This window comes from Spongiibacter tropicus DSM 19543 (genome assembly GCF_000420325.1).
Classification (GTDB): Bacteria; Pseudomonadota; Gammaproteobacteria; order Pseudomonadales; family Spongiibacteraceae; genus Spongiibacter; species Spongiibacter tropicus.
Genome location: NZ_ATUS01000001.1, coordinates 1,401,017 through 1,426,006 on the forward strand (window position 1 = coordinate 1,401,017; position 24,990 = coordinate 1,426,006).

Consider the following 24,990-nt stretch of genomic DNA (forward strand, 5'->3'; position numbering starts at 1 on the left):
TACCCCGCTTATTCACCCTGCATCATTTCAATAATGGCGGAGAAGTCGCGCTGGCTGTTGCCCTTACCGGCAAAGCTGGCGTAGAGGCTGCGCGCCAGCGCACCCATGGGTACAGCACTTTGGGTTTTAAGGCTGTTTTCCATGGCCAGGCCGAGATCTTTGAGCATGAGCTGGGCCATGAAGCCGGGCTGGTAGCCGTTACTGGCGGGCGTACCGGGCATGACACCCGGCACCGGGTTGTAGTTTTGAAGGGACCAGTTGTCACCTGAGCTGTTTTTCATAATTTCGGACAACACACCCGCATCGAGGCCGTTGTTCATACCCAGTTGCAGCGCTTCGGCAGTGCCGATCATATGGACGGCCAGGAGCATGTTGTTGCACATTTTAGCGATTTGTCCGGCGCCGTGATCGCCAGCGTGGAAGATTTTCTTGCCCATCCCCGACAGGATTTTTTCTGCCCGCATGAATCCCGCTTCGCTGCCACCGCACATAAAGGCCAGGGTTCCGGCCTGCGCGGCTTTCACCCCGCCAGAAACCGGCGCATCGAGCATGTCCAACCCGGCGGCTTCGGCGGCGGCCCCCACCTGACGCGCCGTTTCGGCATCGATGGTGCTGCAATCCAGGATAAGAGTGCCTTTCGCCGCCTTGGCGATAAGGCCGTTTTCCCCGAGATACAGACCCGCCACATGTTTACCTGCGGGCAGCATACTGAGAATCACCTCTGCGCCCTCTATCGCCTCCAAGGCTGAACTGGCGCAACGCGCCCCCTTTTCAGCCAGCGCTTGCATGGCCGCCTCTGAAAGGTCGAAGACGGTAAGGCTATGGCCAGCAGTCATCAGGTTGGCGGCCATGGGGCCACCCATATTGCCCAGGCCAATAAAGGCGATATTGCTCATGCGGTTCTCCTTCACGCCGCCGAGGCGGCGTCTTGGTGGCGATATGAACGCCGTTCGCGATTATTATTGGGTTCGCTTATAAATCCCGGAGTGGGTGTTCAGGCCAGGGCGACTCAAAGTAAGCACCCACTTCATACTCACCAACCGCCGCAGCGCTATTGTGGCGCCACTGGGGATTTTTATCTTTGTCGATCAGCAATGCGCGTACGCCCTCGGCGAAGTCACTGCCACGCACGATATTTGTCGACAGCGTCAGCTCGGCGCGGAACACCTCGCGAAGCGGCAAGCGCTGGGTTCGGCGCAGCTGTTCAAGGATCAAACGGGCACTGAGCGGCGAGCCTGCGGCCAGCGTCGCCGACGCTTTTTGCAGCCAGGGATTGTTGCTTTGCAGCGCGCAGATGTGCTCGATAATGTCGAGGTCGACGCCCTGACAAGCCCGCTCTATTTCGGCGCTGGCGGCTTCAACCTGTCCCGCCGGACGCGCATCAGCGCTGGCCTGCACGAACTTGCGCATCAACTCCATCAAGCGCTCGTGATTGTCGCCCACACTGGTTGACCACAGCTCCTCGCTCATAGCCGTTAATACGTCGTCGCGCAGGCGGTGTTCAATGAAGCCTTCCGCCAGACCGAGATACAGCGCGTCGGTAGCATTGAACGAGGCGCCGGTCAGCGCCAGGAAGCGGCCGTTACTGCCCGGCATGCGATTGAGGAAGTAGCTGCCACCCACGTCGGGGTACAGACCAATGGTGATTTCGGGCATGGCGAGACGGGATTTTTCGGTGACGACACGGTAGCTGCCCGCTGCAAAAATTCCCAGGCCGCCGCCCATTACAATGCCGTGGCCCCACACCACAACGGGCTTACCGAATTGCTGGAGTGCGTAATCGAGCCGGTATTCCAGTTCAAAAAAGCGTTCGGCGTAGTCGCAAGGGCCGCCGGGTTGTTCGGTCGCGGAGCGGTATAGCGCCTGTACGTCGCCACCGGCACAGAACGCTTTTTCACCAGCAGCAGTGATGAACAGGCAGGCAATATCGCTGCGTTCGCGCCAGTCCTGCACGGTGGCTAGCATGGCCTCAACCATGTCGAGGTTCAGCGAGTTGAGGGTTTTCTCAATATTGAGGGTGATAATGCCCAGCTTCTGACCACTGGCCGTACTGCGTTCTTCAAACAGGACATCCTGCGTCGTTATGCTCATTACGCGTTTTTCCACTCCGGTTGGCGTTTTTCCAGAAAGGCGTTCACACCCTCTTTCTGGTCAGCGGTGTCGAACAACTGAATGAAGCGCTCGCGCTCCAGGATCAGACCTTTTGGCATCACCGCATCGCGGGCTTCATGAATCAGCTCCTTGCAGAAGCTTACCGCTACCGGACTCTGGGCGGCTACCGACGCCGCTAAATTCATGGCCGCTGATTTCGCTTCACCGGAATCGACCACCTCTTCTGCCAGTCCGATACGCTGAGCGGTTTCGGCATCGATGCGCTCGCCGCAGAGGATCATGCGCTTGGCCCAGCCGGGACCGACCAGCGCGGTAAGCCGCTGAGTGCCGCCCGCGCAGGGCAACAGACCAACCTTGGCTTCCGGCAGGGCGAGTTTGGCCTGGCGCTCAACAATGCGAATATCGCAGGCCATGGCGCACTCCAGCCCGCCGCCCATGGCAAAGCCGTTAACCGCCGCAATCGATACGCCGCGAAAATCCGCCAACGCTTCAAAGGCCTGACCAAACTTCAGGCCGATATCCTGCGCCACGGCCTTGTCGCCGCTGGCGAACATCTTCAGGTCGGCGCCTGCGGAAAAAAATTTATCGCCGCTGCCGGTAATCACCAGCGCATAGATATCGCGATTGGCATTCAGCTCACTAACGATCTGACGCAGGCCAATCAGGGATTCGGCATCCCAGGTATTGGCGGGCGGGTTGTTGATGGTGATCACAGCGGTGTGCTCGCAGATGTCCAACAACAGTTTTTCAGTGGGGCTCGTGCTCATTTGATCACCTCCAGTGCGCCTTCCATTAATAAGCGGCGGGCAATGATTACCCGCATGATTTCGTTGGTGCCTTCCAGTATTTGGTGCACGCGGCTGTCGCGCAGGTGGCGCTCCAGCGGGTATTCGCGGATGTAGCCGTAGCCGCCATGCAATTGCAGCGCGTCGTTGCACACCTCAAACCCCACATCGGTGGCGAAGCGTTTGGCCATGGCGCAATAGGAGCTGGCTTCGGGGTGCCCGGTATCGAGTTTGAAAGCCGCCAATCGCACCATTTGCCGGGCGGCAACCAGTTTGGTGGCCATGTCGGCCAGCTTGAATTGGGTGTTTTGAAAGTCGGCAATCGCCTGCCCGAACTGCTCTCGCTCTTTCACGTAGGCGGTGGCGGTTTCCAGCGCCGCCTGCGCGGTGCCAATGGAGCAGGTAGCGATATTGATGCGACCGCCATCCAGACCTTGCATGGCAATTTTAAAGCCTTGCCCTTCTTCGCCCAGACGGTTGCCGACCGGTACCCGTACATTGTCGAAGGTGACCGTGGCCGTTGGCTGGCTGTTCCAGCCCATTTTTTCTTCCGGCTTGCCGTAGCTGATGCCCTCGCTGTCGGCGGGAATCGCAAAGGCGGTAATCCCTTTCGGGCCAGCATCGCCCGTGCGCAGCATTACCACCAGCAGATCAGTGGAACCCGCTCCGGAAATAAACATTTTGCTGCCGTTGACGATGTAGTGGTCGCCATCGCGCTTGGCGCTGCTGCGCAGATTACCGGCATCCGACCCCGCGCCCGGTTCCGTTAAGCAATATGACGCCAGCCGCTCACCGGCAACCAAACCGGGACACTGCGCTTCGATCAATGCAGGCTGACCGTAGTGGCCGATCATGCTGGTCGCCATATTGTGGATGGTCAAAAAGGCCGCGGTAGAGGTGCAGCCTCTTGCCAGCTCTTCCACGATCACGCTGGTGTCGAGCCGACTCAGCCCGAGGCCACCCGCCGGTTCGGGGGTGTACATGCCCATAAAGCCCAGTTCACCGGCCTGGCGCAGTGCGTCTTTAGGAAAGATATGCTCGGCATCCCAACGCGCCGCATTGGGCTTGAATACACCGTCGGCAAACTGCCGGGCGCTGCTCGCGTAGGCCTGCTGTTCGTCGTTTAATTCAAAGTTCATCGACCGTACCGAATTAACAGCTGCTGGATCGCAGATTATTACGCGTGTGACTGCAGCGCTCGACGCTGCTCCGCTGCAATGGCCGAAGCAAACAGCAGCTCGTCGGCGGGCAACTGCTTGGGTTCAGCAAGAGGCTTGGACACCCACGTCACATTGACCAGATCCTGCCAGCTAATATTGTTGTTAGTGGCGTTGCCGCCCCAGCTTCCGCAACCGAGCGAAAAGGTCTGGCGCATGCCGTTCCACACATTACCACTGTTTGAGGGTGCCTGGGGCTGATTGACCATGACTCGTGACGTATACGTCTTGGCAGCAAAACGCAGAATATTGTCATTATCGCGGGAATAGATCCCACAGGAGTGCCCCTGCCCCTGATAGGCCTGAATGGCGTTGGTTTTTGCGATGGCGGCGTCCAGTGTGGCTTCACGGTAGAACGCCATGACCACCGACATTTTTTCACCGGAAAACGGATAGTCCGCCCCCGCGCCGTGTTCAGGCACGATAAAAAATGTTTTCCCATCCGGCAGATTAATCTGCGCCAAGGCCGCCAGTACCGAGGCAGGCTGCGCAACAATCTGCGCATTCAAATGACCATCTTCCCAAATGCTGTTTTGCAGGCGCCGTTTTTCATCTTCATTGCAGAGATAGCCGCCCTCCGTCTGAAGTTTTTCCAGCAGGCTATCCGCTACCGACTCCAGCGCAATGACGGCGTTGTCTGACGAGCACGACGCGGCCAGATCCAGCGTTTTGGAAAGGCGGATTTTCTCAGCGGCCTCACCAAGATCAGCCGTGTCATCAACCACGATCACCGCATTTCCTGCACCGACGCCCAGGGCTGGCGTGCCACTGGCATACGCCGACTTGACCATCGCCGCGCCCCCCGTCGCCAGAATGCGGTCGCACTGCTTCATCAGCTCATTGGTCAACTCCAGGGTCGGCTGCTCAATGGCGATCACCAAATCTTCCGGCGCACCGAATTCTCGCAGGGCGGCACGCATCCGGTCGCAGATAAGCGTGTTTGTCAGCTTCGAACGAGGGTGAGGCGCGATGATAATCGCGTTGCGTCCTTTGAGGGCGAACATGGCCTTGATCACCGGCGTGGCCTCCGGATTCGTGCAAGGTGCCAGCGCACCGATCACGCCAACGGGCTTGGCGATTTTGACGATATTGCGCTCATGATCCTCTTCAATCACCCCCACCGACTTGTCGTTGATAATGTCGAACAGGGTTGCCCGCGTCTTGCTGAAGATTTTCAGATACTTACCTTCGAAGTTGCCGAGCTGGGTTTCTTCCACCGCAAAACGAGCGATCTCCTCGGCCATCTCAGGTTTGACGACAGCCCATACCATCGCGGTAATCAGCGCATCGACCCGCTCTTGCGAGTAGTTTTCTATCTGTTTTTGAGCGGCGCGAGCACGCGCCATCATCGCTGTCAGCTGCACGGCCTCATTGCGTTGATCTCTTATATGAGTAGCCATAAAACCGTCCTCGTTCTTCGGCCCGGCACCGGGCAATGGATAACAGCAGGCCATATGACCACATGCTGACACGCGGCTGGATTGCTTATCTTGCCGATATGATGGACGATATTGCGGAATACTAATAACGCATCGCCGAGAGAGAAATGCCGTGGCAATGACCTCTGACTGGCCGCTGCCTGCGGATGGGGTTCGTTTTCTCACCCCCGGCTGGCTGGCCAAACAACTGGGTAAACACCCCCTGAGCGAGGCCCTTTATCCGCTCGCAATGGGCTACTACCCCCGCGCTCAGGGCCATCGCATGGCGCGTCCACAGCACGACAATTATCTGATGATTTATTGCGTTGACGGCGCCGGGCAACTGGAGTGCGGAGAGCGCCACTACCGCATTCGCAGCGGCGATTTGATCCTGCTGCCCAAGGGGATTGCTCACCGCTATGAAGCAGACAGGAAACACCCCTGGACGATCTACTGGCTGCACTTCAACGGCAGGCTCGCCGAAACACTGTGTCAGCATTGCGGCCTGAGTTCACCGCGTTTTCACATCGGCGTACAAGCCAGGGTGGTGCGTGTTTTCGACGGGCTGTCGGAACTTAGACGCGGCGCCTACCAACTGGCGGAGTTTATTCAGGGCTGCCATCAGCTACAGGCGTTATTGAGCTACATCGCACTGCTCGCACGACAAGGGCAGAGTGATCACGGCAATCTTGACTGGGCACGGGTCCGCGCCACCATGCAGGAACATATTCACGGACAGCTCCGCCTGGACGCACTGGCGGCCAGTGTGAATGTGTCGAAATATCACTTCATCAAGAAGTTTAAAGCCTGGAGCGGACAATCGCCCATCCAGTACTTTATCCATATGAAGGTGCAGCGCGCCTGCTATTTGCTGGACAGCACCACCATGTCTGTCAAAGAGGTGTCCTCCGCACTGGGCTACGATGACGTGTATTATTTTTCCCGGCAGTTCAAGAAGGTCGTCGGACTGGCGCCCAGCCGCTACCGCCATCATCGCGGCGCGCTGCTAGCGCCTCAGTAATGCAGGTCGCCGCTGAGTACGGTATGCGCGCGACCGCGCAGTTCGACCCGGTCGTCCTGCAACGCCAGCCATAGCTGGCCACCGCGCGACGACAACTGCTCGGCGCTGAGTTGAGACTTACCGAGCTTGCCCGACCAATAATCCGCCAAGGCACAGTGCGCCGAACCGGTTACCGGGTCTTCATTAATCCCGACAGATGGGGCGAAAAAGCGCGATACCACATCGACCGACTCACCCGCCGCGGTGACAATCAGACCGCGACAGGGCAGCGCCGCAATCGCCGCCATATCGGGCAAATAAGCGCGTACAGCGAGCTCGTCTTTCAGTTCCAGCAGCAGGTCTTCGCCCGCCACCGCCGCAGCAAGGGCAGGGAGGCCAAGGCTTTCTGCCCACGCAGATAGCGGCTGCTCCGCGGTAGGACAGCGGGGAAAATTCATACTTAGCAACTCGCCACAGCGACTCACTTGCAATTCCCCGCTGCGTGTATCAAAGCGCAGACAACTCGCATCAATCTGGCACTGGTCCCAAAGGGCATGGGCGGCCGCCAGAGTCGCGTGCCCGCATAGATTGACCTCGGCCAGCGGGGTAAACCAGCGCAGCGACCAGTGCTCACCCGCACTGTCCAGTGGTTGGAGGAACGCCGTTTCCGAGAGATTGAATTCTGCGGCAATGCGCTGCATATCCGTATCATCCAGGGCACGACTTTGCAGTACGACTGCCGCTGGATTGCCGGTAAAGGGCTGGCTGCAAAATGCATCGACAATAAAGCTTTTCATGGTGACTCCCTCTCGCCTGGAAGGCCGCTACGACGACGCCAGAATCTCCTCACACAACCGGGGCAACACCTCACTGGCGAGGCCGTGACGATGCTCATCAAAGTAGCTGTGTTGGGATGAGGCTTCAAGATTGACCTCAATACTGTGTGCCCCTGCATGGCGAGCAAGCTGAACAAAGCCTGCTGCCGGGTAAACATTGCCCGAGGTGCCAACGGCGATAAACAGATCGCACTGGCTCAGCGCCGCCTCAATGCACGGCATCTGCAAAGGCATTTCCCCGAACCACACGACGTGGGGACGCAGCGTTCCGGTTTTTCCACAACAGGCACAACTGAGCTCGGCGTGAATATCGCCGTGAATCTCGAAAACCTCGCCGCTTCGAGTACAGTGCATTTTCAGCAACTCGCCATGCATGTGTATGGGATCATCGGAGCCTGCCCGCTCATGCAGGTCATCGATATTTTGCGTAACCAGCAAACACTCACCGTCAAAGCGTTTCTCCAGTTCGGCCAGCGCGATATGGGCCGGGTTCACCTTAACGGCATCAGACAACAACTGCCGCCGGCGCCCGTTGTAAAAGCGCTGCACCCTCTCGGGATTCGCGGCAAAGCCCTCCGGCGTGGCGACGTCCTCTATTCGGTGCTCCTCCCACAGGCCGTCAGCGGCACGGAAGGTTTTAATACCGGACTCTGCCGAGATACCGGCCCCGGTGAGAATTACGATGCGTTTTGCGGCAAGCGCGGACACGGACGAACTCCTACAAGGCTTTTTCCATAAACCGGGCAACACCGAACTCCGGTTTCAATTGATAGTCGACAAAGCCGCTGTCCAGATAACGCTGCCTCGCCGCGCGATTGCCTTCCAACACCTCCAGCGTAAGCTTGCAGCAGCCCTGCTGTCGCGCTTCGCTCGCCACGGCATCAAGCATCAGCGCTGCAATCCCCTGACGGCGATTCTCGGGTCGCACGATCACATCGTGAATATTCATTAGCGGCCTGGCCTTGAACGTAGAAAATCCGAGAAAGGTATTGATCAGACCGACAGCGCGATCGCCCTGCCAGGCAATGATGCTAAGCGCACCAGGATGCTCAGCCAGCGCATCACACAGACGCTCGCGAACGTCGGCAGATAATGGCTCGGCGCCTCCCATAGGATCGTTTGCGTAACAATCCATGAGCGACAGAACAGCCAATCGGTCGATGTCATTTCGGTAGTCTGCGCGGCGGCAGAGCGTGGTCAGCATGGGCACACCAATGATGTCTTAACGGCGTTTCAGTCAAGCTGAAACTTAGTGCTCAGAATGATAACAAATGCATCACATTCGACGAAGAAAAGGCAATATTTGGCGGATTACCCCTTCCTAACACGAATACTCAGCCCTATACTTTTGTGCAATAACACAAACAAGATGGACACGTTCCCATGCATTCCAACTCCCTTTGGTCCCGCGGCATCATTGTCGCAGCACTGGCGGCTAGCATCGCCGCCTGCGGCAGCAGTTCTTCCAGCTCCAGCAGTTCGGATAACGGCAACGGTGGCAATGGTGGCGGCGGTGTCGCCGAGTCAAAGACCTTTGCCGACCAATCCATTCCCGCCGATGATGGCGAGACCATTGCGTTTACGGCCTATACCCCGGAAAACCCGACAGGCCGCGCCGTACCTTTGATTATTCACGGCCATGGCTTCGGTCTTTCGCGGGCGAAGAATCTCGAAAATCCCGGTCCACTGGAAAACTTTACCACCGCCGATGTCTCCGGTGATGTCGCGCGCCAGGCGTGGCTGGACAAGGGCTACTACGTGATCAGCTTTGACCAGCGGGGTTTTGGCGACAGCACTGGACAGATCACCGTCATGGACCCGGACCTCGACTGCGCCAACATCTCGCGCATCATCGACTGGGCAGAGATTAACTTACCCAACCTGAAGTACGAGGGCAGCGATCCGGTCATCGGCTCGGTGGGGCTGTCTTATGGCGGCGGCTTCCAAACCGTCTGCTCCAGCGTCGACAAGCGTTTCGATGCGCTGGTCCCCCTCGCCACATGGAGCAATCTTCCTTTCAGCCTTTACCCCAGCAGCACACCCAAAACCAGTTGGCTGGACGTGCTCGGCATTGCCTCATTCGGCAACATGGAAACCGAGTTTTACCAGGCACTGCTGCAAGCCAACAGTACGGGTGAAATCGACCCAGCCGTGGTGGACCGACTGGCCGGACACAGCCCCCTGTCATTCTGCCTGAACGATCGCGAAGACGGCCGCACGCTATCCAATGCCGACGCCCTGTTTATTCAGGGGGCCAACGATATTCTGTTCAACGTGAATGAAGCCGTAGAAAACTACGAGTGCTGGAAGGCCAAGGGCCTTGAGGCCCATCTGTTTGTCCAGCGCGATGGCCATATTCTTCCTGCGCTGCAGCAAGCGGGCGACATGCTGCTGTTCGGCACAGACAGCACGCTGTACTGCGGCGAGCAACAGTTTGACACGACCGCACTCGCGCTGGGCTTTTTGGCAAACAAGCTGATGGGCGAATCCCAGCAGGCGCTGCCAGACGTCTGCTTTAGCCACGCGGACTCACAGCGTGGTGTGACCCTGAATGAGGTGACTATTGGCGGCCAGACAGCGTTAGTCCCGGTTAGTACGGTGGTGCCGGGCGGCGCCAACTACATCATCAGTCTGCTGCAAAACCTGCCGTTAAGCACCCTGCTGGAAATTCTTGCTCAGCTTCCCGGAGAACTGGAAACCATCTTGACCGGCGTGCTAAGCGGATTTCAGGACCCGATGGCCATTGCCGATTACCTAGATGAAATCGTCAATGTGATTCCATCTGAGTTGTTGAGCAAGCTTGTCGCGTCAGGCCAGTTTATTCCCTCAACCACCGCCACCAACGATGGCCTGATTGCCGGCGTTCCCACTGCCAATCTACTACTGGAAGGCGGAAATGGAGACGACAACTTGCTGTTTGTCGGGATAGGCAGGCGTCGAGAAGGCGGTGATGTTCATCTGGTGAACGACCAGGTGCGCCCGCTGCGCGGCACAGGCAGCCAGATGATTGAACTGAATGGGGTAAGCGAAGATATTCAAGCGGGTGACGAACTGGGGCTGGTGATCTACGGCATTCACCCCTACTACCTGTACCTCGGGGGGCTGGTGCAAGCTCCACTGCCCGTCACCCTTGCCGGTACCGTGCAACTGCCGCTGCATAGCCAGCCTTAGCAGCACTGGCGGGGTGCGGACTGAGTCCCGCCCCGCTCTTTCCTATACGCCCGCCATCAATCCAGAACAAAGGTCGCCAGCACAAGGCTGAGCACAGTCATTGAGGTGACAGACAAGAGCAGAAAGCCGAGTAGCTTCAGCGGCTTGAACGGCTTGCGCTCAACGTCGTTATAACCAGCCTTCAGAAACTCATCAACTTTCGCCTGGTCTTCCGGATACAGTTTGTTATGTTCGTTTTCCATGGGGCTACCGCTCGGAAGTCGGTCTACAGACCGGGTTAAGATCGCCGCGCACGTCGGCGCGGGCACAAAAAAAGGCGGCCCCATTATCACAGGATGCCGCCTTTAAGGCCAGATACCGCCCGGCAAGTTCCGGCGGTATCCGATCGGGTGTGCTCGACTTACGCGAAGGCCTCTTCCGCCAGATCCATCATGGCATCGCTGCCACTGCGAATCGCCGCACTCAGGGCCTGAGTTTGCGGCAACAGACGTTGCGCAAAGAAACGGGCAGTCTGCAATTTGGCTTTGTTGAAGTCCTCACCCTGCTGGCTCTCACCACTAAGTACTGTGCGGCACTGCATCGCCCACATGTAGCTATACAGCGTAAAGCCCATCACATGCAGGTAGTCGTTTGCCGCCGCACCGATGGCGTTGGGATCATTGGCAACGCTTTCCATCACGAAGCGAGTCAGCGACTCCAGGTTATCTACCGCGTCATTCAGCGGTGCCAGGAATTCGTCCATACCGGCAACGGAGGCAGCATCAGCGCTGAACGCACGAATTTCGTCCAGCAGCACGCTCAGGTTCTTCGCGCCGTTGGCCGCCACTTTACGTCCCATCAGGTCCATAGCCTGAATGCCGTTAGTGCCTTCGTAGATCTGGGCGATACGAACGTCACGTACCAGCTGCTCCATCCCCCACTCGCGCACATAGCCGTGGCCACCGTAGCACTGCTGGCCCAGCACCGTACCTTCAAAGCCCTTGTCAGTCAGGAACGCTTTGGCAATAGGCGTCAGCAGTTCCACCATACCTGCAGCGCGGACTTTGTCCTCGCCTTCTCCGAACTTGGACAGGTCTAGTTGCTTGCCTACGTAGACCGCGAAAGCCCGACCGGCTTCGACCAGCGCCTTTTGAGTCAGCAGCATGCGACGTACATCAGGGTGAACAATAATGGGATCAGCGGCACCATTGGGGTTGGTCGGCCCCGTGGGCGCACGGCTTTGAAGACGCTCGCGGGCGTATTCGCAAGACCACTGATACGCCGTCTGCGCCGCACTCAGCCCCTGAATACCCACGGACAGGCGCTCGTAGTTCATCATGGTGAACATGCCTTGCAGGCCGCGATTGATCTCACCCACCAGATAGCCTTCAGCGCCGTCGAAGTTCATTACACAGGTTGCTGACGCATTGATGCCCATCTTGTGCTCGATGCTGCCGCAGTTCACGCCGTTGCGCTCACCAAGGCTGCCGTCATCATTAACTTTAACCTTGGGCACAAGGAACAGAGAGATGCCTTTCGAACCTGCGGGGGCATCCGGCAGCTTTGCCAACACCAGATGAATCACGTTCTCAGTCAAGTCGTGATCACCGCCAGTGATGAAGATTTTGGTGCCGGTGATTTTGTACGTGCCATCAGCCTGTGGCTCGGCCTTGGTGCGAATCATACCGAGATCGGTACCCGCATGGCTCTCAGTCAGACACATGGCGCCCGCCCACTGGCCGCTGTACATGTTTGGCAGGTATTTTTCTTTCAGCTCGTCGCTGGCATGACTATCAATAGCCAATGCCGCACCGGAAGTCAGCGTCAGGTACAGGCCCATCGCGATGTTGGAGGAGTAGAGCATTTCCTCGAACAACAGCACCAGCATTTTGGGCATATTCTGGCCGCCGTAATCAGGCTCGCCAGACAGGCCTCCCCAGCCCCCTTCTGCCAGCTGTTTAAAGGCTTCAGGATAACCCTTGGGAGTAGTGACAACACCGTCATCCCACTTCACGCCTTCTTCGTGGCCGCTTTGACTCAGTGGCGCGATCAGGTTCTCGTTGATCTTGGCGCTTTCCTCAAGAATAGCGTCCGCCAGTTCGCGGTTAACTTCTTCCGTGCCGGGCAGGCTCTGCCAGAGCTGCTCAGCCTTAAAAACTTCGTGCAGGACAAACTGCATATCACGCAGCGGCGCTTTATATTCGGGCATGTCGAATTCTCCACAATGTATCGCGACATGGGTCGCTTTCCATAAACATAGACAAACGCCCACCGGAAGGCGGGCGCTGCTCGTTTGGGACCAAATTCTCTGTTTTTGTTAGAAAGCAAATGCCTCTGCGGGCATTGCCATCAAGCTGTCAGCGCCATTGAGCATTGACAATTTATGAGACTCTGTACGCGGCAACAGACGCTGGAAGTAGAAGCGCGCTGTGTGCAGCTTCGCCTTCAGGAACTCGTCGTCGGCATCGCCGTCCAGAGCGACTGCGGCCATCCGCGCCCACATGTATGCCAGCGAGATATAGCCGGAATACATCAGGTAATCGACCGATGCAGCACCGACTTCGTCGGGATTTTGCATGGCTTTCTCACCCAGCTTGGCGGTGACTTCGCCCCACTCTTTGTTGAGTTCGGCAAGTTTACCAACAAACTCGGCCATTTCGGGACGCTCTGACTCCGACTGACAGAATTTATGGATAATTTTGGTGAACAGCATCAACTGCTTGCCACCCGTACCCATGACTTTCCGCCCCAGCAGATCCAACGCCTGAATACCGGTGGTACCTTCATACAGCGTAGAGATACGCAGGTCGCGAACGATCTGCTCCATGCCCCACTCCGCGATGTAACCGTGACCACCGTATACCTGCATACCGTAGTTCGCCGCTTCCAGTCCGGTTTCAGTAACAAAGGCCTTGGCAATCGGCGTCAGCAGTTCAGAAAGTTCTTCCGCGTCTTTGCGAGCCTGCTCGTCTGCGCCGAAGTAGAAGCTGTCAACCAGTTGCGCGACCCAGTAAATAAACGCGCGGCTACCCTCAGCCAATGCTTTCTGAGTCAACAGCATACGGCGCACGTCGGGGTGCACGATCAGCGGATCAGCCGGGCCGTCAGGGTTTTTCGGACCACTCAGCGAACGCATTTGCAGACGCTCACGAGCGTATTCAAGCGCACCCTGGAAGGAAGCTTCTGAGCCAGCAAGGCCCTGCAACGCAGTACCAAGGCGAGCAGAGTTCATCATGTGGAACATAGCCTGCAGGCCGCGGTTTTCCTCGCCGACCAGGAAGCCGGTGGCACCATCAAAGTTCATCACACAGGTTGCGGACGCTTTAATCCCCATCTTGTGCTCGATGCTACCGCAGCTTACGCCGTTGCGCTCGCCGACGTTGTTATCGGCATCGGGGAGGAACTTCGGCACCAGGAACAGGGAAATACCTTTTGTGCCAGCCGGGGCACCTTCGACGCGAGCCAGCACGAGATGAATGATGTTTTCCATCATGTCGTGCTCGCCGCCGGAAATGAAGATCTTGGTGCCGGTGACTTTGTAGCTACCGTCGCCGTTGTTCTCGGCTTTGGTGCGCAGAATGCCCAGATCAGAACCGCAGTGCGGCTCAGTCAGGCACATAGTGCCGCCCCAGGTGCCATCGGTCATCTTGGGCAGATAAATGTTTTGCAGCTCTTCGCAGGCATAGTTTTCCAGCAGACGCGCCGCAGATTGCGACAAGCCGGTATACATACCCCAAGCCCAGCAGGAGGTGCTGACCATTTCAGTCACAACCAGTCCCAGCGAATTGGGCAAGCCCTGGCCGCCAAACTTGGCATCGGCGGTCATCGACGGCCAGCCACCTTCGGCGAACTGCTCATAAGCTTCTTTAAAGCCTGTCGGGGTTTTCACGCCCTCTTCAGACCAGACACAACCTTCCTGGTCACCGATCTGATTCAGCGGAGACAGGACGTTCTCGGAAAATTTAGCACCCTCGGCAATGATCGCATCCAGCAGGTCTTCGCTGACCTCTTCGCGGCCAACCAGGCTCGCAAAATGCTCATCGGCTTTGAGTACATTTTTCAGTACAAAATTAATATCGCGGATTGGCGCTTTGTATTGCGGCATGATGAAACCTCACGTTGCTCGCTGCGTAAGACAGGGTCGCAGCAATGTTGACGGTGACAACTATAGCGATTTATCTACGTTGCGCAAGGCCGAAACGATCAAAAAGGTCGTCATTTGGGCCAATCAGCGTCACACTTTAATGCACGCGAGACGTTGCGAAGCACCATTTAGGGGCATATACGGACTGTCGCTGACCGCTGCGCCTCAGTAGCCTAGTAGCCCCCATCGACGACATCTCAGGAATCATGAACTTTCGCCCCCACGGTGAGCACAGCCTCTACTACCCCCGAGAGGGCATTATCCTTGCCGAACCTCTGGGCTGCTGGAATAAGGAAGCCGCCATGGAATATTGCACCGGCATGCGCAACTTCATCAGTCAGTTGCCCTCGGTGCCAAGTCGATGGTGCCGCATTATCGACTTGAGCCAGTACGAGCTGCATACGCCCGACGTCCCCGTGCTGCTGAACCGCCTGGCGCGCTGGACAAGCGACCAAGGATGCGTCGTTCACAGCTATATTTTTTCCAATACGCTGCAAATCCAGACGGTGGACGAGATGTTCGAATCAATCGGTGCCCGCTACTTCAGCGCGGACGACAGGGAAGAGGCACTTGCGCGGTGTCAGCAAGCGCTTTTGGAGCAGCGTCGCTAGCTGACAGTTAGCAGCGCGGAAAGGTCAAGGTAGCTGGCAACATCCGACGCGATGGGCCCCGCCCCCAAATGCGGGACCACCCCAAGACAGGGCGCAGGTAACATCCCCTGCAACGTCGCAAGATTTTCTTCAAAGCAGGCCATATCGGGATCAACACGATTGGCCACCCAACCGGCCAACGACAAGCCATCTGCGCGAATCGCGTCGGCCGTTAACAGGGCGTGACTGATGCAGCCCAGCTTCATCCCCACCACCAGAATCACCGGCAGGTTCAGTTCCACTGCAAGCGCAGCCAGCGTTTCCCGGTGATTGAGAGGCACCCGCCAGCCACCGGCACCTTCGACCAAAAGAAAGTCCGCCGGGTGCATCATGCTGCCTCGGCAGTAACCGGCCAGTTGCGCAGCGGTGAGGCGACGCCCTTCGTGATCAGCAGCAATATGCGGGGCGATAGCTTCTTCGAATACCACCGGATTCACCTGTGCGTAACTGAGTTTTTCGCTCATCGCCGCCATCAAGTTCAAGGCATCATCGTTGCGCAGCTCGCCGCTGCGTTTCTCCGCCCCCGCCGCGACCGGCTTCAGCGCCAGCGTGCGCAGCCCTTGAGCCGACGCCGCCGCCAACAAGCCACAAGCCACAAGCGTTTTCCCAGCATCGGTATCGGTGCCAGTAACAAAAAAGCGGGCAGCCCTGGCCATTAGAGATTCTCCTGAAGTTCACGGGATGAATGTGGTGCTTTTTCCAAGCGCAGATACCAGACCTGATAGCTAGTCGGCAGACCCTCTGGCTGACGGAAGCCCTCATAGGCTGTCTGCAACGCCAGCAGGCGACGCCGACTGGACAAGCCCTGCGGCCGGCCGTGGTTAACATTGCTGACACCCAATTGTTTAAGGTCACGGGTCAAGCTGCGCAGGTCGTCATAGTACAAACACTCTTCACCCGACACCCACTCACACTGTAAGCCGGCAGAGGCAATCGCCTGCTCAACCCGCTGACGGGGAATGAAGTCGTTGACGTGTACATAGCTGTCGACCTGCTGCCAGGCTGCCCGCAATTCCCAGAGTGTGTCGGGGCCCAGCGTGGCAATAAACGCACAGCCACCCGGTGCCAGCACGCGCTCAATTTCCGCATACAGCGCCTGCACATCTTCACACCACTGCAGGGATAAACTGGAAAACAGCAGGTCGACACAGCCATCGGCCAGCGGCAGATTTTCAGCGTCGCCGCCCAGCCACTGCTGACAGGCATCGCCATGATGGTCGCGGGCGTACGCCAGCATACCCTCAGCCAGATCCACCGCGGTCAACTGCGCCCCCATAAACTGACCTCGCAGCATCGGCAGGCTATAGCCGGTGCCGCAACCCAAATCCACTACTCTCGCACCGGGAGGCAGCGATACATCACTGAGCTGCGAGAATAGTTGATCAGCTATCCGGCGCTGCACCGTCGCCGACTGGTCATAGCTCGCCGCTGCCCGCGAGAACGACTTCGCCACCGCCTGCTTTTCAAAATGCCGGTCCGCGCCGACGGCGGGCAGTACGTCGACTAACCGCTGCCGATAGAAATTCAATACGTCATCACAGAGGCGCGCGGCCTGCGAACGCAGCAGTAAATGCCCCGCGCCTTCATATACCCGCGTTTCGCCCTGAAGCTGCGGGGCAACCGCACTGGGCACCAATGCGTCGCCCTCGCCCAGCACATTCAGGCGAGGGCAGGATAACAGCTGCTCCCGCTGATCCAGCGTTCGCAGTAAATCCAAGCCTCCAAGCAACGCTTGTGGATCCGCCTGACACTCGGGCAGTGATCGACGCAACTCGCGCGCCTGTGCATCACCCTGACATTGCAGCCCCACGAAACGCCGAAGCGCCTTGTCCGGCGCCTCGCACACCTCCTGATAAAAAGCCTCGAAGGTCTCGACCGGCATGGCGGCAGGCCAAGCATCACTGGCGACAAAGCGCGCATTGCTGGCCACGCTAACCAGCCCGGCAACCCGCTCGGGGTGGCGATGCGCAAGCTCAGCGGCAATCATGCCGCCCAGCGACCACCCCATATACAGGGCTTTTTCAGGAAGAACAGGCAACAGTGCTTCGATGAGATTTGCCGCGCTGCCCAGCGACGCCTCGGCGCTGCGCCCAAAGCCAGGCAAATCAATCAGAGTCAGATGAAAATGTTGGCGTAAATGCGGCAACAACGGCTGCCAGATGCGGCTATCGCTGGCCCAGCCATGCAACAGCACCAGCTCGCCAGCCTCACCGCCGGCCGTCAGGCGTTCACGAAACAGCGCGGACATCAGCGCGGCTCCAGCAATTGCGGCGCATACTGGCTAAATACCTGTTGCAGCGTCTCCAACAGTTGCTCGATCTGCTCGCCGTGGTGTGCCGCACTGAGAGTAATGCGCAGGCGCGCGGTGCCAGTCGGCACGGTTGGTGGACGAATAGCAGAAATCAGAATTCCCTGCTCTTCAAGCGCCGCACTGAGCTGCAGGGCCAGTGCGTCATCGCCAACCAATAGGGGCTGAATCGCGGTCTCGGAATCCATCAGCGGCAAATTCAGTGCCTCGGCGCCATCGCGAAACTGGCGGATGTGCGCGTGGAGTCGCTCACGCCGCCAGCGCTCATCACTGAGTAAATCCAAGGAGGCGAGCGTTGCCGCCGCGACGGCGGGCGGCATGGCGGTAGTGTAAATGTAGGGCCGCGCGAACTGAACCAGTGTTTCGATAAGCTCCTCGCTCCCCGCAACAAAAGCACCGAAACTGCCGATGGCCTTGCCTAGCGTGCCCATCAAAATAGGCAGCTGTTGCTGGTCCAGCTTGAAGTGTTCTGCACTACCCGCGCCACTGGCACCCAACACACCAAAACCGTGTGCATCATCAGCCATCAACCAGGTATCGTGGTCGGCAGCAAGTTCAGCCATGGCGGGCAGCGGGGCGATATCGCCATCCATGCTATACACCGCATCCACGGCAATCAGCCGCTGGCCGCGCTCAGGCAGCGCCTGCATACGCGCATTCAAATCATCGAGATCGCTGTGGCGAAACCGCTGCATTTTGGCATCACAAAGACGACCACCATCCAACAGCGAAGCGTGATTCAACCGGTCTTCCAGCAGGTGATCGCCACGACCAAGCAGCGCGGTAATCACCCCAAGATTGGCCATATAGCCGGTAGAAAAGAGCAGTGCTCGATCGCGCCCAGTGACATCAGCCAGCCTTTGTTCCAGCGCATGGTGCAGGCTGGAATGCCCGCAGACCAAGTGGGAGGCGCCGCCGCCCACGCCGAATGCACTGGCCGACGCCTGCATCGCCTCAATCAGTTTGGGATGATTCGCATGGCCGAGATAGTCATTGCTGCAAAATTGCAGCAGCTCCCGACCATCCAGCGTCATTACGGCGCCCTGCGGCGAGGCCAGCTCGCGACGACGGCGGTAAAGTGACTGTTGTCGACGCTCGGCAAGACGGCGCTGCAACTGCTGCGCTCGGGATTCTCGCGTCACGGTGATCAGGCGGTGGCTTCGTAGAAGAACTTGTCGTTCTGCACCCGTTCCACTTCACCCATCAGGGCAGCAGCAGCGGCATCATCATCCGCCTCGGTGCAGCGCTGCTCCGGCGAAATTCCCAGACGATCAAACAGTTTCAGATCTTTGTTGGCTTCCGGGTTAGGCGTGGTCAGCAGCTTTTCACCATAGAAAATAGAGTTGGCCCCGGCAAAATACGCCAGCGCATGCATCTGCTCATTCATTTCCTCGCGACCCGCCGACAGTCGCACGTGGGACTGGGGCATCATGATCCGGGCCACGGCAATAGTGCGAATAAAGTCGAAGGGATCGAGGTCCGCCTCGGCTTCCAATGGCGTACCTTCCACCCGCACAAGCATATTGATGGGCACACTTTCGGGGTGCTCGGGCAAGTTCGCCAGTTGCAGCAGCAAGCCGGCGCGATCCTTCACGGATTCACCCATGCCGACGATGCCGCCGCTGCACACTTTAATGCCCGCATCGCGGACGTTCGACAAGGTATTCAGGCGATCACCATAGGTGCGCGTCGTGATGATCTCACCATAGTATTCTGGCGAGGTATCCAGATTGTGGTTGTAGTAATCCAGTCCCGCCTCGGCCAGCTCCTGCGCCTGCTCGCCACTGAGCATGCCCAACGTCATACAGGTTTCCAGGCCCATCTCTTTCACCCCGCGCACCATGGCGGTCACGTAAGGCATATCTTTTTTCTTGGGTGAACGCCACGCGGCGCCCATACAGAAGCGGGTCGACCCCTGAGCCTTAGCAGCACGCGCCTCGGACAGGACTTTCTCCACTTCCATCAGCTTTTCTTTTTCCAGACCGGTGTCGTAGCGATTGCTCTGGGGGCAGTATTTGCAGTCTTCCGGGCAGGCACCGGTCTTGATCGACAGCAGCGTGCTAACCTGAACAGTATTGGGGTCGAAGTTAGCGCGATGCACGGACTGCGCCTGAAAGAGCAGGTCATTAAATGGCTGCTCAAAGAGCGCTTGAACTTCTTCACTGGTCCAGTCGTGGCGAATAGCTGTCATGGCGAGCATTCTCTGCAGATTGTGGCAAAGCCTGTAATGATACCCGGCCCCGATACGCTGTCAACCAACAGGGATGATTATGGTTTACAAGTGGGTAAACAACAGTCTGAACCGTCTACTGCCGCCACGCTGCCTGTGCTGTCAGCAAGCAGGCCAGCAGCTCTGTCCCGACTGCGAGGTGGAGTTACCGAAGCTGGGCACACACTGCCAACACTGCGCGCTACCCCTACCCCAAAGTGACAGGCTGTGTCGCCACTGCCTGCGACGCCCTCCTCGCTTCACACGCTGTCTCAGTGCCTTTTCCTACCGACCGCCCATCGACCAACTGCTACTCAGCTACAAACATGCCGGGCACATGGCCAATGGCCGCGTATTGGCCCAACTGTGGATGAATTGCTGTGGCGATGACGTGCGTCGAGAGCCCCCGGACGCCCTGATCCCCATCCCGCTGCACTGGCGGCGGCGCTGGCAACGGCGTTTCAATCAATCGCGACTGCTGGCCGAGCAATGGGGCGACGCCTTCGGTCTTGTCGTTAAAGACGCACTGCAACGCCGTGTACACACAGCAGCCCAACAGGGGCTGACAGCGGCGGAACGCCGTCGCAATCTGCGCCGTGCCTTTGTCCTTTCACCCCGCGCAAACGTCACAGGAAAGCACCTGGCGCTGGTCGATGATGTACTCACCACTGGCGCGACAGCCAATGCCGCGGCCGTTATACTCCTCGACGCTGGCGCCCGGCGCGTCGACATCTGGTGCCTGGCGAGAACCTCGGAGCCCGGCCAGTAAGACTCAGCGGAGCAGTAAATGAACGAACAGCAGAATTTTGCGGCCCTGAACCCGGACCGGGTGATCGATGCCGTGGAAAGCGTCGGTTTTGTCAGCGACCTGCGCGTGTTCGCTCTCAACAGCTACGAAAACCGGGTTTATCAGTTCGGCCTGGAAGATGCCGAACCACTGGTCGTGAAGTTTTACCGACCCGGACGCTGGAGCAATGCGCAGATAGAGGAAGAGCACCGCTTCACCCAGCAACTCAGCGATGCAGATATCCCGGTGATTGCCCCCTGGCGGAATAGCGGTGGTGACAGCCTGTTTGAGCACGACGGCTATCGTTTTGCGCTATACCCTCGTCGAGGCGGCCATGCACCCGCGCTCGATGATATGGAAAATCTCTTTCAACTCGGCAGGCTGTTTGGGCGACTTCACCTGCTGGGAGAAACCGAAGACTATCATCACCGCCCACAACTCACCCCCGCCAGCTACGGCACAGCCAGCCGCGAGTTTCTGCTGGAACACGATTTTCTGCCCAGCTCGCTCCGCGATGCCTATCAGGGCATCAGCCAGGATGTCATCGCGCTGATTGATGAGGCCTTTGCCAACGTTGCACCGCGCAATATCCGCTGCCACGGCGATGGTCACGTCGGCAACATTCTGTCTCGTAATGGCGACACCCTGCTCGTGGATTTTGACGACAGCCGCATGGCGCCGGCTATTCAGGACCTGTGGATGTTTCTGTCCGGCGACCGCGATACCCAGCAGGGCGCGCTGCTGGAATTGGTCGAGGGCTACGAAGAATTCCGCGAATTCTCACCACGCGAACTGCGACTGATAGAACCCCTGCGCAGTCTGCGAATCATGCATCACGCCGCCTGGCTGGCGCAGCGCTGGGACGACCCGGCCTTTCCCCTTGCCTTCCCCTGGTTCAACTCCGAGCGCTACTGGGGTGAACACATCCTGTCACTGCGCGAGCAATTCGCCCTGCTGCAAGAACCCCCGTTAACCCTACAGGCGTGATCGCCTTCCCCATTTACACACGTAAAGTTAAAATCCATGGCAGGAGATGACAAGCCGGGCTACTCAACGGCCAATACATGGCGCCTGAGGCAAGGCTATACTCCTCCCCCACTGCCCCGAATAAACGATCATAAACGGGCTTAGGAGTTTGCATGTATACCATCAACGTCAACGACCAAGACCACACTGTGGATGTGCCCGGCGATAAACCCCTGCTGTGGGTGCTAAGGGAGAACCTCAAGCTTTTTGGCAGCAAGTACGGCTGCGGGCAAGCGCTCTGTGGCGCCTGCACCGTGCACGTTGACGGACAACCCACCCGCGCCTGCGTGATGCCGATCAGCGCCGCCGAGGGGCACCGCATCACCACCATTGAAGTGATGAATGAGGACAATATTGGCCGTCTGGTTCAGGCAGCCTGGCAAGAGCTGAATGTCCCCCAGTGCGGCTACTGCCAATCCGGGCAGGTCATGGCAGCAACGGCATTGCTGAAAGACAATCGCTCCCCCAGTGACCGCGATATCGATGAGGCAATGTCGGGCAACATCTGTCGCTGCGGCACCTATCCGCGAATTCGTAAAGCTATTCACAAAATCGCCAGCGAACAGCTCTAAGGAGGCGTTATGGAATTTTCCGAACTGACACGCCGCCAGTTCCTGCGTGTTTCGGCCATCGCTGGCGGCGGCCTGTTGGTTGCCTGTGGCGGTGGCGGAGGTGGCGGCGGAAGCAACAGCGGCAACCCTGGCGATGGCACCAACGAACCGATCGACGCTCAGGAATACGCCGTTGGTGAGTTTCTGCGGCTGAGTACCGACAACCGCGTACACATTCTGGTCGGCGCCTCGGAAATCGGCCAGGGGGCACTGACCTCGATGGCGATGATTGTTGCTGAAGAGCTGGATGTCGATTGGGAAATGGTCACCGCCGAGCATTCGCCGGTCGCTGCGCGCTTTAACAACCCTTACTTTGGCGGACTGCTGCAATTTACCGTGGCTAGCGCCACAACCCGTGGCTATTTCGACACCCAGCGCCAAATCGGAGCTGCCGTGCGGCAGATGCTTATTCAGGCAGCGGCAGATCGCTGGGAAGTCACCCGGGAGTCGCTGCGTACCGACCGGGGCTTCGTCTATGACGATGCTAATGGCCGCAGCGCCAGCTACGGTGAACTGGCGGAAGAGGCAGCAAGCTACAGGGTGCCGCTGACGCCGCCCCTCAAGGAGCCATCGCAATACCGCATTATCGGCCAATCCAAGCAACGCAACGACGCGGCCGCCAAGGTGAGCGGTACACTTCAGTACGGCATCGATGTGGACCTGCCCGGCATGCTGACTGCTGTTCTCGCCAGACCTCCCCGTTTTTTCGGGCAGGCACTGACCGTCGATGACAATGCGGCGCTGGCTATTCCCGGCGTCCGTGAAGTCCATACAACACCGGCCGGCGTTGCCGTCGTTGCCGACGACTACTGGTCGGCAGAAAAAGGACGCCAAGCGCTGGAAGTGCGTTGGAACGAGCTGCTGGCCGGGCGGACGGACAGCGATCTCACCCGCTCAGCCTACGAGTTGCGCCTCAACCTTCCCGGCGTGCCGATCCGCATTGACGGCTTGGTGCCGGTCGCACAACTTGCTGCCGCAGAGGTGCGCTCAGCGGACTACTATTTCCCGTTCCAAGCCCACGCCGCGATGGAGCCCTTGAACGTGACCGTGGACTACGATGGCAGTCGCGCCGACATCTGGACCGGCAGTCAATCTCCCACGCTGGATAAAACCTTCGCCAGCATCATTCTCGGCTTGCTGCCCAATCAGATCAATTTCCACACCATGTCATCGGGCGGCGGTTTCGGCCGTCGTGGCAACGTATTCGCCGACTACGTTCGCGACGCCTGCTTCGTCGCCAGAGCGGTCCGCCAACCCGTTAAGGTGATGTGGACGCGGGAAGACGATATGAAAGGCGGTTTCTACCGCCCCGCCGCCGCCGTGAGAGTCAGCGCCGCCGTGGACAATCAGGGTAATATCACCGCTTGGACCCATCGAGCGGTGACCCAGGACGTGACCGCTATTTTGTACGCAGAGGAGCTTCTGGACACCCTCGCGGAGGGCACGCTGCCCCCACTCAAGGAGCTGACCGACCTGGAAACGGGCATGCCCTACGACATCGACAACGTGTTAATGGATGCCCACCTGACCGTCAATCTCACCATGCCCGCGCTGTGGATGCGATCGGTCAACAAATACACCGACGTCTTCGCTCAGGAGACCTTTATTGACGAGGTCGCCGCTCGCTACAGCCGCGACCCCTATCAGTACCGCCGAGGTATGCTCAACAACGAACCGAGGCTGCTTGCCGTACTCGACGCTGCAGCTCAGGCCGCCAACTGGGGCGGACCGAATGGCGGTCGCAGCCAGGGCCTTGCTGTACTCGGCCATTGGATGAGTTATGTGGCTCAGGTTGTAGAACTCAGCGTATCCGCCGACAAAGTGGTGACCATTCATCGCGTGATAAGCGCCGTGGACGTCGGCACGGCCGTCAATCCTGATCTGGTAGTCGCCCAGGTTGAGTCCGCCATCGTTTTTGCGCTGACCAGTGTTTTCTACGGAGAAATCACACTGAACGACGGCGTGGTTCAGCAGAGCAATTATGACGACTACCCGGTTCTTCGAATGTTCGAAACCCCCGAAATGGAAACAATCGTACTGCCCTCTGAACATGCGCCAGGCGGCGTGGGAGAGTTGGGCGTTCCGGCACTCGGGCCTGCGCTGGTCAATGCTATTTTTGCCGCGACAGGGGAAACGGTTCGCGACCTGCCACTCAGCAAGCTCGGCTACCGTATCGCCGAAAGGAGCCGCTCATGACTGTTTTTCCGACAGGACTGACCAGACTGATAACAGGCCTACTGTTCGGCGCCGCGCTAAGTGGCACAGCTAGCGCGCAGTCCCCCCTGTTTGCGCCGATCTATGAGGTGCTGACCCATCCCCGCTGCCTGAATTGCCACACGGAAACCGAATTTCCCCGTCAAGGCGATGAGCGCAGACGGCACGATCAACTGATCGTACGCGGCGACAGCGACCACGGCGCACCCACGCTGCAATGCAGCGCCTGCCACCAGGAGCAAAACAGCCCCGATGGCGAAGTCCCCGGTGCGCCCCACTGGGGGTTGGCACCACTGAGTATGGCTTGGGAAAACAAAAGCGCCGTTGAGGTATGCACGGTACTCAAAGACAAAAGCATGAACGGTGGCAAAGACCTGCAGGCTCTGCTCAGCCATATGGAAGTCGACCCATTGGTGCTGTGGGGGTTTGCGCCGGGAGGAGACCGCACCCTGCCTCCCCTCGACCATCCGCAGTTCGTGGAAGTGCTTAAGGCCTGGGTCAATGCAGGCGGCCCCTGCTAAAC

Annotated in this window: 23 protein-coding genes; 8 read left to right on the forward strand and 15 right to left on the reverse strand. The window is 58.5% G+C overall.

From position 1 onward, the window contains the following. Positions 1-8 precede the first annotated feature (8 nt). The 5 genes from mmsB to G411_RS0106600 all read right to left on the reverse strand — a co-directional run bounded on the left by mmsB (position 9) and on the right by G411_RS0106600 (position 5,514). Positions 9-896, reverse strand: coding sequence for a 3-hydroxyisobutyrate dehydrogenase (mmsB, locus tag G411_RS0106580; protein ID WP_022958387.1), 888 nt, complete (start codon positions 894-896; stop codon positions 9-11). Positions 897-972: 76 nt separating this feature from the next. Further along, on the reverse strand, positions 973-2,091 hold the full coding sequence (locus G411_RS0106585) for an enoyl-CoA hydratase/isomerase family protein (protein WP_022958388.1): 1,119 nt from the start codon (positions 2,089-2,091) through the stop codon (positions 973-975). Continuing rightward, a complete protein-coding gene (locus tag G411_RS0106590) occupies positions 2,091-2,879 on the reverse strand; it encodes an enoyl-CoA hydratase (protein WP_022958389.1) in 789 nt (262 codons plus the stop codon). The genes G411_RS0106585 and G411_RS0106590 overlap by 1 nt, the downstream gene beginning before the upstream one ends. Next, entirely contained in the window at positions 2,876-4,036 is a 1,161-nt protein-coding gene (locus tag G411_RS0106595; protein ID WP_022958390.1) for an acyl-CoA dehydrogenase family protein, read from the reverse strand. Before G411_RS0106595 ends, G411_RS0106590 begins: the two co-directional genes overlap by 4 nt. 38 nt (positions 4,037-4,074) lie before the next feature. After that, positions 4,075-5,514: an aldehyde dehydrogenase family protein gene (locus tag G411_RS0106600; RefSeq protein ID WP_028968214.1), complete on the reverse strand. Its 1,440-nt coding sequence runs from the start codon at positions 5,512-5,514 to the stop codon at positions 4,075-4,077. Positions 5,515-5,671: 157 nt separating this feature from the next. Between G411_RS0106600 and G411_RS0106610 the strand changes: the two genes are divergently transcribed. Beyond that, on the forward strand, positions 5,672-6,553 hold the full coding sequence (locus G411_RS0106610) for an AraC family transcriptional regulator (RefSeq protein ID WP_037508420.1): 882 nt from the start codon (positions 5,672-5,674) through the stop codon (positions 6,551-6,553). Here the strand turns inward: G411_RS0106610 and G411_RS0106615 are convergent. The 3 genes from G411_RS0106615 to G411_RS0106625 are packed head-to-tail and all read right to left on the reverse strand — an operon-like array spanning position 6,547 to position 8,572. After that, the gene (locus G411_RS0106615; RefSeq protein ID WP_022958394.1) at positions 6,547-7,329 is read right to left on the reverse strand and encodes a PhzF family phenazine biosynthesis protein; all 783 of its coding nucleotides are present in this window, start codon (positions 7,327-7,329) and stop codon (positions 6,547-6,549) included. The genes G411_RS0106610 and G411_RS0106615 overlap by 7 nt on opposite strands. 27 nt (positions 7,330-7,356) lie before the next feature. Further along, a complete protein-coding gene (gene cobB / locus G411_RS0106620) occupies positions 7,357-8,076 on the reverse strand; it encodes a Sir2 family NAD+-dependent deacetylase (protein WP_022958395.1) in 720 nt (239 codons plus the stop codon). Between the two features lie 10 nt (positions 8,077-8,086). Continuing rightward, the gene (locus tag G411_RS0106625; RefSeq protein ID WP_022958396.1) at positions 8,087-8,572 is read right to left on the reverse strand and encodes a GNAT family N-acetyltransferase; all 486 of its coding nucleotides are present in this window, start codon (positions 8,570-8,572) and stop codon (positions 8,087-8,089) included. Positions 8,573-8,751: 179 nt separating this feature from the next. On the opposite strand from G411_RS0106625, the gene G411_RS0106630 reads away from it, so the two are divergent. Further along, positions 8,752-10,539, forward strand: coding sequence for an alpha/beta hydrolase (locus tag G411_RS0106630; RefSeq protein ID WP_022958397.1), 1,788 nt, complete (start codon positions 8,752-8,754; stop codon positions 10,537-10,539). Positions 10,540-10,595: 56 nt separating this feature from the next. Here G411_RS0106630 and G411_RS0106635 read toward each other — a convergent pair whose 3' ends face one another. From G411_RS0106635 to G411_RS0106645, 3 genes are all read right to left on the reverse strand, one after another. Beyond that, complete coding sequence (locus tag G411_RS0106635; protein ID WP_022958398.1) at positions 10,596-10,781, reverse strand: DUF3094 family protein; 186 nt, start codon at positions 10,779-10,781, stop codon at positions 10,596-10,598. Between the two features lie 158 nt (positions 10,782-10,939). Continuing rightward, entirely contained in the window at positions 10,940-12,727 is a 1,788-nt protein-coding gene (locus G411_RS0106640; RefSeq protein WP_022958399.1) for an acyl-CoA dehydrogenase C-terminal domain-containing protein, read from the reverse strand. Positions 12,728-12,835: 108 nt separating this feature from the next. Next, the gene (locus G411_RS0106645; protein WP_022958400.1) at positions 12,836-14,623 is read right to left on the reverse strand and encodes an acyl-CoA dehydrogenase C-terminal domain-containing protein; all 1,788 of its coding nucleotides are present in this window, start codon (positions 14,621-14,623) and stop codon (positions 12,836-12,838) included. Between the two features lie 245 nt (positions 14,624-14,868). On the opposite strand from G411_RS0106645, the gene G411_RS0106650 reads away from it, so the two are divergent. Next, positions 14,869-15,273: a hypothetical protein gene (locus G411_RS0106650; RefSeq protein ID WP_022958401.1), complete on the forward strand. Its 405-nt coding sequence runs from the start codon at positions 14,869-14,871 to the stop codon at positions 15,271-15,273. Here the strand turns inward: G411_RS0106650 and bioD are convergent. From bioD to bioB, 4 genes are read right to left on the reverse strand one after another with little or no spacing between them, the layout of a single operon-like run. Next, on the reverse strand, positions 15,270-15,968 hold the full coding sequence (gene bioD / locus G411_RS0106655; RefSeq protein WP_022958402.1) for a dethiobiotin synthase: 699 nt from the start codon (positions 15,966-15,968) through the stop codon (positions 15,270-15,272). The genes G411_RS0106650 and bioD overlap by 4 nt on opposite strands. Then, on the reverse strand, positions 15,968-17,560 hold the full coding sequence (gene bioC / locus G411_RS21825) for a malonyl-ACP O-methyltransferase BioC (RefSeq protein ID WP_022958403.1): 1,593 nt from the start codon (positions 17,558-17,560) through the stop codon (positions 15,968-15,970). The genes bioD and bioC overlap by 1 nt, the downstream gene beginning before the upstream one ends. After that, complete coding sequence (gene bioF / locus G411_RS0106665; RefSeq protein WP_245542369.1) at positions 17,560-18,762, reverse strand: 8-amino-7-oxononanoate synthase; 1,203 nt, start codon at positions 18,760-18,762, stop codon at positions 17,560-17,562. Before bioF ends, bioC begins: the two co-directional genes overlap by 1 nt. 5 nt (positions 18,763-18,767) lie before the next feature. Further along, a complete protein-coding gene (gene bioB, locus G411_RS0106670; protein WP_028968216.1) occupies positions 18,768-19,811 on the reverse strand; it encodes a biotin synthase BioB in 1,044 nt (347 codons plus the stop codon). A gap of 79 nt (positions 19,812-19,890) precedes the next feature. Here bioB and G411_RS0106675 point away from each other — a divergent pair, with 79 nt between their 5' ends. The 5 genes from G411_RS0106675 (at position 19,891) to G411_RS0106695 (ending at position 24,988) form a co-directional block, all read left to right on the forward strand. Next, positions 19,891-20,598, forward strand: coding sequence for a ComF family protein (locus G411_RS0106675; protein WP_211218295.1), 708 nt, complete (start codon positions 19,891-19,893; stop codon positions 20,596-20,598). An 18-nt stretch (positions 20,599-20,616) separates the two neighbouring features. Continuing rightward, positions 20,617-21,603, forward strand: a complete 987-nt coding sequence (locus tag G411_RS0106680; RefSeq protein ID WP_022958407.1) for a serine/threonine protein kinase — start codon at positions 20,617-20,619, stop codon at positions 21,601-21,603. Between the two features lie 152 nt (positions 21,604-21,755). Continuing rightward, entirely contained in the window at positions 21,756-22,214 is a 459-nt protein-coding gene (locus G411_RS0106685) for a (2Fe-2S)-binding protein (RefSeq protein WP_022958408.1), read from the forward strand. 9 nt (positions 22,215-22,223) lie between these two features. After that, a complete protein-coding gene (locus G411_RS0106690) occupies positions 22,224-24,449 on the forward strand; it encodes a xanthine dehydrogenase family protein molybdopterin-binding subunit (RefSeq protein ID WP_022958409.1) in 2,226 nt (741 codons plus the stop codon). Beyond that, on the forward strand, positions 24,446-24,988 hold the full coding sequence (locus G411_RS0106695) for a hypothetical protein (protein WP_022958410.1): 543 nt from the start codon (positions 24,446-24,448) through the stop codon (positions 24,986-24,988). Before G411_RS0106690 ends, G411_RS0106695 begins: the two co-directional genes overlap by 4 nt. Positions 24,989-24,990: the final 2 nt, after the last annotated feature.